Origin of the sequence: Paenibacillus gyeongsangnamensis (assembly GCF_027533625.1) — a bacterium.
In the GTDB taxonomy this organism is placed as follows: Bacteria; Bacillota; Bacilli; order Paenibacillales; family NBRC-103111; genus Paenibacillus_G; species Paenibacillus_G gyeongsangnamensis.
The window spans coordinates 16,942-28,793 of record NZ_JAQAGZ010000042.1; the positions used below are offsets into that span (position 1 = coordinate 16,942).

Genomic DNA, 11,852 nt, shown 5'->3' on the forward strand with positions numbered 1-11,852 from the left:
CTTTGGACTCCCATCCATAACTTTCAGTCCATGTTATCATGGATGAGTTTTTTGCACCATAACCGTCTGAAAATGTATTATTGTTTAAGATTTAGGGCTTCATTAAACTGCCGTGAAAAAAGTACAATTGCAGGAAACGCCCGTGGGTCCTATGATTAGCATATGTTAACCGCTTTCACTTTAGATGAGGAGGGGATCAGACTGGATAAACAATTGGACTATACATCACCTGAAAAGCAGGGGATGAATTCCAGCAAATTACTGAATGCTTTTCGACTTCTTGACCGTGAAACGGAAAGAGGAGAAATCCCCGGAGGTGTCGCTATTGTCGGCAGACATGGCCGGATCGTCGGGACTTATAAAGCAGGACTCTCGATCGCCACTGACTTTGCAAAATATGCCGTGCGGGAAGATACGATCTATGACTGCGCCTCTTTAACCAAAGTCGTAGTCACGCTTCCTTTGATCCTTCTTCTTCTCGATAACGGCGAGGTGCGTTTAAATGACCCGGTCTGCAGGTATATTCCGGACTTCGCCGCCAAAGGAAAATCGCAAGTCACCCTAAAGCATTTGCTCACCCATACATCGGGGCTGCCCGCCTTTACGGACATGTATTCCCAAGGGTGGTCGCCGGAAGAAATTAAAAAGTTGGTCTGGAATCAGGAGCTGACCTATGAAACGGGAAAAGGTTACGTTTATAGCGATCTGGGTTATATAGCTTTGGGAGAAATCGTCTCAAAATTACTCGGCCAGTCCATTGACTCAGCTGCAAGAGACTATATTTTCGAACCTCTAGGCATGGCTGATACCGGTTACCGTCCTCATGAATCGCTCAAACCTCGGATTGCAGCGACCGAATTCATTTTTGGCAGTTACCGCTGGGGAGAGGTGCACGATAAAAATACGTGGGCTATGGGCGGAGTAAGCGGCCATGCCGGCATGTTCTCTACGGCAGCCGATTTGGCAAAATACGCAATGATGTGGTTAAACCTGGGCCGTTACCCTGGCGGCAGGCTTCTCTCCGCCTCGGCGGTGACGACGTCTACTCGCAATTTCACAAGCCATCTTAATGCAAATCGCGGACTTGGTTGGGTTCTTAAGGGCGATAAATGGGATGCTTCCGGAGACTGGTCTTCTCCCGCATCTTATGGTCACACGGGCTTTACCGGAACTAGCCTATGGATGGACCCCGAGAAGGATGTTTTTGCCGTGCTGCTGACAAACAGAGTTCATTTCGGGCGAGACAAATCGGTTGCTTGGCTGAGAGATTCGTTCCATAACGCCGTCTCGGCGGCAGTGGAGGACTAGACCTGTATTTTAAACGGAGGGAATCGTTATGCAATCAGGCTCGTTAATTATCGATACAGACATACACAACGCGATCCGGCGACGCGAAGATATGCTCCCTTTCTTACCGAAGGTTTGGCATCAGCAATGGATGGATAACGAGGTCGGGGTCTACGGGCAATACTATTCCCCGCTCGGTGTCATGCGAAAGGATGCGGTTCCGGACAGCGGCGGCTCTCCCGGCAGCGATCCCTTGTACGTATTGAAGCACCATATGGATCCTTACGGGATCGATTTCGGAATCCTTACGGGCTCGGGCGTGCTGGGCATTTCCTTGCATGCGGATCCCGATTATGCGAACGCCATAGCTTCCGCTTATAACGACTGGCAGATTGAGCATTGGCTCAAAGTGAGTCCGAAATTCAAAGGCTCGATCCTCATTAACCATTCGGATCCGGCGGCGGCTGCGCAAGAAATCGACAGAATGGGTCCGCACCCGGACATGGTGCAGGTGATCATGAGCAGCGGCGCTCGAATGCCGTACGGCCAGCGGTTTTATCACCCGATTTATGAAGCTGCGGAGCGAAACGGTCTGCCGGTCGCCGTCCATCCCGGAACCGAAGGCAAGGGCATCTCTGGAGCGCCGACACCTTCCGGATACCCGACCCGCTATATGGAATGGCATAATATTTTGCCGGCTAACTACATGACACATATTAACAGCCTGGTTTGCGAAGGGGTCTTTGAGAAGTTTCCAAAGCTGAAATTCGTTGCAATAGAAGGCGGTATTGCCTGGCTTCCCCATTTGATGTGGAGGATGGATAAAAACTACAAGGCTCTGCGCGATACAACCCCTTGGCTAAAACGGCTTCCGTCGGAATATATTCTGGAGCACGTGAGACTGACGACGCAGCCGATTGAGGAGCCGGCGGATATCGATCATTTGGTGCAAATTTTCAACATGATTCGGGCGGATGAAATCGTGATGTTTTCGTCCGATTACCCGCATTGGGATTTCGATAATCCGAAAATAGCTCTTAACGGAATCCCCAGGGAAATGAAGCAGCGCATTCTCGGGCAGAACGCGGCAGATCTTTATAAGCTTCATAAACAACCGGTTGAAAGTAAAGGAGTCGAGGCCCAATGAAGATTAAGGCGGCAGAACTTCATGAGCTGAGCGAAGGCGGTAGAGTAATCGTCAATGTAAACGGTATGGAACTGGGCATCTTCCTCGTAGGCGGCAAATATTATGCCTGGCGCAACGTATGTCCACATGCCGCGGCTCCGGTCTGCGTCGGCGTCGTACAGGGAACCAGGCTGACGTCGACGGTGTATGACTATCAGTACGGAATGGATAATCAGGTGCTCCGCTGTCCGTGGCACGGCTGGGAATTCGATTTGACTACCGGGCAGCATTTGGCGGGCGGAAAAGTAAAGCTGCGTGGATACCCGGTGGAAGTGGACGAAATGGGCATTTATGTAATTTTGAACAATTCAAGCGTGAAGCGAGTTGAGGACGACCATGACGAATAATCGGATCATTCCTCGAAACGGCCGGGGGCAGCTTCGTACCCATAGCGTTTTGTACGGTTTGAGGCGGGACCGTCTTTTGTATTTGCTGGCGCTTCCCATGTTGGCCTATTTTGTTATCTTCAAATACATTCCCATCTGGGGCGTATTAATTTCGTTTCAGAATTATTCGCCCTATATGGGATTTTGGAAAAGCGACTGGGTCGGTTTCGAACACTTTCAGCGATTATTTTCCAATCCGGACTTCTTGATCCTGCTCCGCAACACCATGGCTATCAACGTGATGAACCTGCTGCTTTTTTTTCCTCTTCCCATTGTGCTTTCGCTGATGTTAAACGAAGTGAAGAATCAGGTTTTTAAAAAGTGGGTGCAATCGATCGTGTATTTGCCGCACTTTTTGTCCTGGGTCATTATTGTGGGGATCAGCTTCCTGATGCTTTCCCAATCGGAAGGCATTGTCAACAAGCTGTTGGAGGCGATGGGATTTTCCAAATTCGATTTTTTAACGAATGTGAACTGGTTTTGGGGGATTTTGACCGCCCAATCGATTTGGAAGGACGCCGGGTGGGGGACGATCATTTTCCTGGCCGCCATAGCTGCCGTCGATCCTCAGCTTTACGAGGCCGCTAGGATGGATGGGGCCGGGAGGCTCCGTCAGGCTTGGCATGTGACGCTTCCGTGCATCCGCAACGTAATTGTCGTGCTTCTCATTTTGCGGGTCGGCCATATTATGGATGTCGGTTTCGAACAAGTCTACCTTATGATGAACGGTGCCGTTTCCCAGGTTGCCGACGTGTTTGACACTTATGTGTACCGAAGCGGGATCCAGCAAGGCCAGTTCAGCTACAGCACGGCAGTGGGGCTGTTTAAATCGGTCGTAGGTCTGATTCTTGTCATCGGGACGAATCATTTGGTAAAGCGTTTCGGGGAAGAAGGCGTTTATTGAGCTGAACGGTGGCACAGAAGGAGGCACACATGAAAGAACAGTGGAGCGACAAGTTATTTCATACGATCAATTATACGGCGCTGGCGTTGATCTCCCTTATATGTTTATTCCCGCTTTACTATATATTTGCGGTTTCGTTTACGGATCCGCAGGAGTATTTGATCAGACGTGCGGTTCTGTTTCCGCACCAATGGAGTATCGCTTCTTACAAATATATTTTTTCCAACAACTCCTTCATTAAGGCGTTTGAGGTAAGCGGATTTTTGGCGACAGTCGGGACTTTTCTAAGTTTGGCAGTAACTTCGGCAGGAGCATATGTACTGTCGCGAAAACGATTGATCGGGCGCAGACCCATGATGCTTATGATTTTGCTGACTACCTTGTTTAATCCGGGGATTATTCCGCCTTATCTTCTGGTTCGCGACCTGGGTCTGATCAACAGCATCTGGTCGTTAATTTTACCGGTATTGACAAGCGGTTGGTACGTCCTGCTGATGAAAGGATTTTTCGACAGCATCCCCGACGAACTGGAGGAAGCGGCAAAAATTGACGGCTGCTCGGATTTGGGCATCTGGTTCAAGATTGTGCTGCCTCTCTCGCTTCCCGCGCTTGTCGCATTCGGCTTGTTTTATGCGGTTGCCTACTGGAATACATTTTTTTCGGCAATTTTGTATATCAACGATCCGGTGAAAAGGCCGCTTCAGGTGCTGCTTCAGGTGCTACTCATTGAGTCTTCCAGCACGGCGACGGCTAATGCGGCGGAAACGGCTGCCAATCAACCTCCATCCGAAACATTAAAGATGGCTGCGGTTGTAGTCGCGACAATTCCGATTTTAATGGTTTATCCATTCCTTCAAAAGCATTTCGCGAAAGGAGCCATGATTGGCTCCGTGAAGGGATGATTATATAAATGATTACAAATCGGGAGGGAACGTTATGTTTAAAAAAAGATTGACTGTAAAAGCTGCCGGTTCCGTTTTGCTGCTATCAACCCTCATTTCCGCTTGCTCCAACAGCGGTGGCACGAGTGCAAGTGGAAATAACGGTAATAACGCTAAAAGCGAAACCCCGACCAAAATCAGCATTATGCTTGGTCAACAAACGGCGGATGCGCTTCCGACGGATAATGTGGTGCTGAAAGAAATTGAAAAGCGGACCAACACGATTTTGGAATTGAATTGGGTCCCGATCAACAATTATGACGAAAAGGCCAACGTTACGCTGGCCTCCGGCAATATGCCGGATCTGATGCTAATCAACGATATTTTTCAGCCGCTTGTCAGGACGATGGCCGCTCAGGGAGCATTTTGGGATTTGACGCCGTTCTTCAAAGATTATAAGAACATTTCCAGCTTGCCGAAAGAAACTTTGGAAAACTCCAAAATCAACGGAAAAAATTACGGAATACCCCGTGTTCGTCCGCTTGAAGGGGGAGGCTGGATGCCGCTTGTCCGTAAAGACTGGCTGGATAAATTGGGCATGAAACCGCCGGAAACGATGGACGACATGTATAACGTGATGAAGGCATTTACCGAAAAAGACCCCGAGGGCAACAATAAGAACGATACGTACGGCGTCTCTAGCTATGTCACGAGCGACTCGATGGGCAATTTGCAATGGGTCGAGGAAGTCTTTAACGGAACAACCGGCGGAACCGTCGGCGCACCTCTTTGGAAGCTAAAGGATGGCAAGTTGACGCCGACTGCGCTGGAGCCGGGAACAAGAGATGCGCTGATCTGGCTGAATAAGGCATATACCGAAAAGCTGATTTCCCCGGATTTTGCCATTATGAAGCCAAGCCAGGCGGCGGATGAAGTTAAGGGCGGCAAAGCGGGCATAGTGGGCGCAACCATGCAGCCGCAATGGTTATATACTGAACCGAACCTGAAGACCAATCCGAAAGCGGACTTCTACCCGCTTCCTTATTTGACGGGGCCATTCGGAAAATGGGCGCCCAAGGACACCGGTTTCTACGGCATGTTTGTCATTCCAAAAACGGTGCCTGAAGCGAAAGTACGCAAAATTCTGGCTTTCATGGACTACGGGTTTACGGATGAAGGCTCCGATCTCGCCAACTATGGGTTTAAAGATGTGCATTATACGGAGAATAACGGTTTTAAAGTTGCAACTGAGCAGGCCAAAAAGGATATGGTTGCGCAAAACGTGCTTGGCCAGTTATATGGCAAATACGACAAGTATTCCCGCGCATTCCTGACCGGAATTCCGAAGGAAATGTATGACCGCAATTCGCAAGTGCTCGACGAGCGGGCGAAGGTAAGCATTCCGGATCCTACGACCGGTGTGTTGTCCGATACGTACCAGAAGGTCGGCAAAGATTTTGATAAGAAAATTCAGGATATAAAGACGAAAGTCATTATGGGCAAGGCGAATATTGCCGAATGGGATGCTTTCGTAAACACGCTGAAGAGCGATCCAAATTATCAAAAAATCATCGCCGAGATGAACGATTCGTACCAGAAAAAGCTGAGCGGCAAATAAATAAATACATGATTAAAAAGAGCATTCATGCCTGAAGCGGTCAGTCTCAGGCATGAATGCTTGTCCATTCCACGCTTATACTTCCGGATGGAAAGGCAGGGGATTCCCCGATGTCGGATAAAATGAAATTTGCCATCGTCGGTGCAGGTGTGATTGCACCGTTTCATGCTAAAGCCATTACGCAAAATCCGAATGCCGAACTCATTGCGATTGCCGATGTAGAGCTCGGTAAAGCCAAGTTACTTGGGGAACGTTTTGGGGTAACATCCGTTTATTCGAACTATGAAGAGATGCTCAAAAACAAAGACATCGATGTGGTCAGCATTTGTACCCCGAGCGGTCTGCATGGAGAAGTGGCCATCGCCGCCGTACAGGCGGACAAACATATTTTATGTGAAAAGCCGCTGGAAATCAGCTCGGTCAAAATGCAGGAAATGATCGATGCCGCAAATCGCACTCGGGTAAAGCTGGCTTGCGTGTTTCAAAGACGCGTGATGCCTGCTTCCGTTATTGCCAAAAAGGCGATTGAAGACGGGAAGCTGGGGAAGCTGGTGCTTGGCGACGCTTACCTTAAATATTACCGCAGCCCAGAATATTATCGCAGCGCAGGCTGGCGCGGCACATGGGCGCTGGATGGGGGCGGGGCTTTAATGAATCAAGGGGTGCATGGAATCGACTTGATTCAGTGGCTGATGGGGGACGTTCAGTCTGTTTTTGACCGATTCGGCGGCTTTGGTTCGAAATATCGAGGTGGAAGATACGGCTGTAGCGGTATTAAAATATAAGAATGGAGCCTTCTGGGTTATCCAGGGTACAACTTCTGTCTATCCGGGGCTTGAGACCCAGTTTGAACTGCATGGGGAAAAAGGCACAATCGTATTTGCGGACAGCGGCATCAAACATTGGAAGTTTATAGATAGCGAAGAGGAAGCCCCCCATGCGGAAGCGTTCGTAAATTCAAGCAGTGATCCCGGCAGAATCGCCGAGGATGGCCACTATATTTTGTGCGAGGATTTGATTCAAGCCATCCGTGAGACCGTGAGCCTCTAATTAGTTTCCCCTGAAAAATCCCAGGGTTTTTAGCCAAAATAAAAGGAATTCGAAGCCTCAAAATGGAAATAGTTATTGTCGAGATAACCATCCAGAGGGGCTGAATTCCTTATGGTAATGAATTCAACAGAGCCCCTCAAAAATCCTTTTGAGGTGAGTAAAAATTGTTGAAACTTCGTGAAGAACAAATCACATTATGGGATGCCATAATACCGGAAACCGTATGGACTCTTCCTGACGAACTGGTAAAAGTAGATGCTCTTTTGGATGATGAACGTTTCATGCAACCCTTTCTGGAGAAACATCAAACCCGCAGAGGCCGCCCCACAAAAGTGATCGAGACCTTCTTGCGTCTCATGTATCTCAAACGACGTTACAACTTCGGATATGAAACGCCTGTTCAGGAGGTTGGCGACAGTCTCACCTGGCGCCGGTTCGCCGGATTCCGATCGATGAAAAGATGCCGGATTCAACTACCCTAATCAAAGCTCGCCAACGCTATGGGGACCAATGGGTTGAACAACTCAATGAGCTCTTACTTCAAAAGCTGGACGAGGCCGAGGTGCTCAAACGCCGTAAGTTTCGTACAGACACTACGGTAGTCGAATCGGATGTGCATCATTCAACCGATGCCACCTTACTTCAGGATGGCGTGAAGGTCATCACCCGTCTGGTAGGGAAAATTCGCAAAGCTGCTTCCCAAGCAACCCGGCAATTTGAAGATAAAACCTTTCGCACCGTCCAAGACGGCAGCGGCCTTCTCACACACTTCTTCGGTGAGCGTGGCGACTTGTTCCGTAATCGTATTAAGTTCATCCCAAGATTCTTGGGTGCGGCGACGCAGCAATTTCGCGATGGAGAGGATATGGCCTTTCACTTCTTTGGAAAAGCTTCCGTCAAGGCTACGAAAGAAAAGCTCAGCACTGCCATTCGGTTAACGAGAAAATTGGTCGAGCAAGCCAAGCAAGTCGTGTCCGGCAACCGGATCATTCCGGATCGGATCGTCAGTTTCTTCGATCCGGAAGCGAGACCGATCAAGAAAGGCAAGCTGTCCAAGACCGCAGAATTCGGGTACAAAGCGCGAATCGACGAAACGGAGAATGGATTCGTCACCGGCTATGAACTGTACAAAGGGAACCCCGCTGATGACGAACTGCTCGTTTCCGCAGTAGAGCAGCACCAAGCACGGTTTAGTGCCGTACCAAACGCTGTTGCCACAGATCGCGGCTTCGGCAGCAAGAAAAATGAGACGAAGCTGACAGAACTTGGTGTCAGTCGCGTCAGTCTTCCCTTCAAAGGGAAGAAAAGCAAGAAACGAGCCGAACATGAATCACAGTTATGGTTCAAAGATTTGCAGCGATATCGTGCTGCTGGTGAAGCAAAAATAAGTTTGCTGAAACGCAAGTACGGCTTGAACCGTAGCCGGTATAAGGGCTTTGCTGGCTCAAAAACCTGGGTTGGCTTGGGAATCTGGGTTCATAACCTCAGAAGAGCGGCCCAAATGATCGAATAAAGCGATAGAATGGAACATACAGGAAATATAGCCTCCCGGAAAATATTTCGGAGAAGTAGAGTCATCTCTAAAAATGACTTTTTCAGGGGTAACTAATTAACGGTGTCGAGGCTAAGAAATCTGTTGACCTGAATTTGGCTATGTATGAGTCGGCCCGAACCGGCAAAGAAGTTGACTTATAAACTTAAGAAAGAAGTGATGAAATGAGCGGTTGCTTGCGTATCGGGATGATCGGGTTGGATACGTCCCATGTACCCGCTTTTACCAAGCTTCTCAACGATCCAAGCAGTGAGTATCATATTCCCGGAGGCCGGACCTGCGATGAAAACCCTATCGAAAACTTTATTTGATCTCTTTGGATTACAAGGGTTGAGGCGAAGTTTCTACCGAAGAAGTCTGCTGATACTTCTTACGATGAGCTGTCTTCCTAACGCCCTCTTCGGATTGATCATTTATTATTTTGAAACGGGGCAAATTGAACGCGAGGTTAATCAATACCATCAATATCAGTTGAAGCAAGCCGCCAACCGCGTGGAGGATTCCTTGTCGCATCTTGAGCTGATTTCATCGCAATGGGCATTTGATCCCGTTTTTGATGAACGGCTGCGAACGATTAATTTAAGAGATCAATTCAGTGAAACCCAAACCCTGTATAAAACACTTGCCGTATTAAAAGGCTCCGACTTGCTGATCGATCAGGTTTATCTCTACTTAAGGGATTCTGCGGTACTCATCAACAATGATCAAGGGGTCATCTTCATTAGCAACGAAGCGGATAAAAAGCTGTATACGGAATTGCTTCAGGGGAGCAGAGGGATATATTGGACGGATGCGTTTACTAAGCAAAAGGGGAATATGAATGTATTTCCTATTTCGCTTATCGTCAAATTGCCGGGAACGGCCAGCCAAAGCTATGGTGCGTTATTGATCACGCTGGACAAGAAGAGAGTTAGCGATTTGATTAGCAATCTTAACGATTTCGATAACGGAACGTCGCTTTTAATCAGGGAAAACGGCGATTTGATTTCCCTTGGCCGATTGAATGCGCAGAAACCTACTGCGCTGGAACTTGCGGTTCGTGACCTTGTAGCCGGACAGAAGCAAGAAATGGCTTCCAACATTTTCAATTTCCAAAACAATGATTATTCGGTGTCATATCGTAAATTTTCGCGTCTTGGAGCTGTATGGACATTCACCACTGTTACACCTTTGTCCCAAATTACATGGCCGGTCGTTTTTGCCTCGCGCCTTATTTTTGGGATCAGCGGAGGTGTTATAGTTCTTCTTATTGTTTTATCGTTGTTTGCCTCAAGAAAGCTGTATGGCCCAGTTCGCAGGCTTGTAGGTTTGTTGGAACATAATAAAAGTCCTGAAAATGCGGCAGAAGAAAAAGATGAATTTACCTTCATCGAAAAGCGTTGGAATCATATTTCAAGAGAGAGCCAGTTGCTGCAAGCGCGCATTGAGCAGCAATTGCCGGGGATGCGTGAAGTTTTTCTTCTGCAGCTTATACAGGGACGGCTTGCGCTATCAGAAAGCGAATTGAAGGAGCGAATGGTACAGTTGGGCTGGGAGACGAATGGCAAGCATTTCGCCGTCGTGTACCTGCAGTTCTTCGGGTTTTCTAACTTAAAAGACCGCTTTAAAGAGGGAGATGAACCGCTTGTAAGTTTCGCTATTGCCAATATCATCGGCGACGTGGCAAGGAAATATTTTTCCGACTTCAATGTATTGAATTTTATGGATTTATCTGTTGGAATGTTTATTCTTCACGATTCGCACATGCAGAAAGAGCACGTCAAGGCGGATATTTTCGCTATGTTGGGTAATATATCCTCCATCTTGGATTCCATGCTGGATATGCAGACAACAAGCAGTGTCGGGAGGCTGACGGGCGACCTTAAGCGAATACCGGAAATTATGGAAGAGGCCAAACATGCACTGCGCTATCGTGATTTACAAATGCGTAATCAAGTCATGGATATGGATGATTTGCTGCAGCGGGGGGAACAACCCATTCACTACCCGTTTGCCTTGGAAATAGAAGTTATTCAGGCTATACGAATGGGCATGGAGGAAGATGCGGTCCATCAGATCAGCCGTTTTAAACAGGAGCTGCAAATTCATGCAGACAATGAGCTGCAGGTGAAACAAGGGATGCAGATGCTGCTGGGCAAAATACAGTACACTATGCTGGAATCGGATTTTAATCCACACAAATTATCGGGCGGGGCCAATCTCTTCGATCAGCTTTACCAGATGCGCGATCTGGAGGAAATCCCGAAGTGGTTTCGGCACAAGGTTATCCAACCTTATGTAAAAAAATTGTCCGAGACCTACAATATTCAGATTAAACAGCTGGTGGAGAATGTAATGGAAACGATGCGGACGCACTATATGCGGGATATTTCATTGGAATGGTGCGCAGATTTGCACGGGACTTACCCTCAAAAATTAAGCAGCGCTTTTAAATACATTACAGGCACCAATTTTATCGATCATTTAACGAACCTTCGCATGGAGAATGCAAAAAAATTACTGCTCGAAGCCGATACCAAGATTAATGATATTGCGGTTCAGGTCGGTTACCAGCCATCCTATTTCAACCGCATTTTCAAAAAGCATGAAGGCATGACTCCAGGGGAATACCGGGAAAAAAGGAGATAGTGAGTGATCATTCCTACAAAAAGTTAAGAGAAGGAGTTGTTGGAAGTAATGACGGAAGTAACATGGAATCCGACCCTAACAAAACAGGTAGATAAGTTAAAAGGGTTTTGGTGCAACGATTAAAACTGATCAAAGATAGTCACCATATTGTTGTTTGACTATGCTATCAAACCAAACATTTTATTGATTAATTCAACTGCAGAAAGGACAGACGAATGATGGCATTCGACCTGCCCTTTCTTTATCATATGCATGACTTCTATCCCGGCAATTGTTTTCTCTGCAGTACCGAAAGTCTTGAATCCCAGCATTGGTTTAATGACTTTCTTTAGGAATCGATGGTCTTGTTCAATAATATTG

Annotated in this window: 10 protein-coding genes and 2 pseudogenes; 11 read left to right on the forward strand and 1 reads right to left on the reverse strand. The window is 47.6% G+C overall.

Annotated features, from left to right (window positions below):
- Nucleotides 1–243: 243 nt before the first annotated feature.
- The 11 genes and pseudogenes from O9H85_RS35590 (at nucleotide 244) to O9H85_RS35640 (ending at nucleotide 11,492) form a co-directional block, all read left to right on the forward strand.
- Nucleotides 244–1,308 carry a serine hydrolase domain-containing protein gene (locus O9H85_RS35590; protein WP_269886093.1) on the forward strand — a complete coding sequence of 355 codons (1,065 nt, stop codon included), beginning with the start codon at nucleotides 244–246 and terminating at the stop codon, nucleotides 1,306–1,308.
- Between the two features lie 28 nt (nucleotides 1,309–1,336).
- Nucleotides 1,337–2,434, forward strand: coding sequence for an amidohydrolase family protein (locus tag O9H85_RS35595; RefSeq protein WP_269886094.1), 1,098 nt, complete (start codon nucleotides 1,337–1,339; stop codon nucleotides 2,432–2,434).
- Nucleotides 2,431–2,820: a Rieske (2Fe-2S) protein gene (locus tag O9H85_RS35600; protein WP_269886095.1), complete on the forward strand. Its 390-nt coding sequence runs from the start codon at nucleotides 2,431–2,433 to the stop codon at nucleotides 2,818–2,820. Before O9H85_RS35595 ends, O9H85_RS35600 begins: the two co-directional genes overlap by 4 nt.
- Nucleotides 2,810–3,763, forward strand: a complete 954-nt coding sequence (locus tag O9H85_RS35605) for an ABC transporter permease (RefSeq protein WP_269886096.1) — start codon at nucleotides 2,810–2,812, stop codon at nucleotides 3,761–3,763. The genes O9H85_RS35600 and O9H85_RS35605 overlap by 11 nt, the downstream gene beginning before the upstream one ends.
- Before the next feature lie 29 nt (nucleotides 3,764–3,792).
- Entirely contained in the window at nucleotides 3,793–4,665 is an 873-nt protein-coding gene (locus tag O9H85_RS35610) for a carbohydrate ABC transporter permease (protein WP_269886097.1), read from the forward strand.
- A 34-nt stretch (nucleotides 4,666–4,699) separates the two neighbouring features.
- Nucleotides 4,700–6,262, forward strand: a complete 1,563-nt coding sequence (locus tag O9H85_RS35615) for an extracellular solute-binding protein (RefSeq protein ID WP_269886098.1) — start codon at nucleotides 4,700–4,702, stop codon at nucleotides 6,260–6,262.
- Between the two features lie 110 nt (nucleotides 6,263–6,372).
- On the forward strand, nucleotides 6,373–7,047 hold the full coding sequence (locus O9H85_RS35620; RefSeq protein WP_269886099.1) for a Gfo/Idh/MocA family protein: 675 nt from the start codon (nucleotides 6,373–6,375) through the stop codon (nucleotides 7,045–7,047).
- The gene (locus tag O9H85_RS35625) at nucleotides 7,013–7,312 is read left to right on the forward strand and encodes a Gfo/Idh/MocA family protein (protein WP_269886100.1); all 300 of its coding nucleotides are present in this window, start codon (nucleotides 7,013–7,015) and stop codon (nucleotides 7,310–7,312) included. The genes O9H85_RS35620 and O9H85_RS35625 overlap by 35 nt, the downstream gene beginning before the upstream one ends.
- Nucleotides 7,313–7,476: 164 nt before the next feature.
- Nucleotides 7,477–8,825 (forward strand): annotated as a pseudogene (locus O9H85_RS35630) (ISNCY family transposase).
- Nucleotides 8,826–9,028: 203 nt separating this feature from the next.
- Nucleotides 9,029–9,139: pseudogene (locus tag O9H85_RS35635) on the forward strand (gfo/Idh/MocA family oxidoreductase); the annotation flags it as partial.
- Nucleotides 9,140–9,146: 7 nt separating this feature from the next.
- On the forward strand, nucleotides 9,147–11,492 hold the full coding sequence (locus O9H85_RS35640; RefSeq protein ID WP_269886101.1) for an AraC family transcriptional regulator: 2,346 nt from the start codon (nucleotides 9,147–9,149) through the stop codon (nucleotides 11,490–11,492).
- Between the two features lie 158 nt (nucleotides 11,493–11,650).
- Here O9H85_RS35640 and O9H85_RS35645 read toward each other — a convergent pair.
- Nucleotides 11,651–11,852: DDE-type integrase/transposase/recombinase (locus O9H85_RS35645; protein ID WP_269886102.1), on the reverse strand; the 202-nt coding region annotated here is incomplete at its 5' end.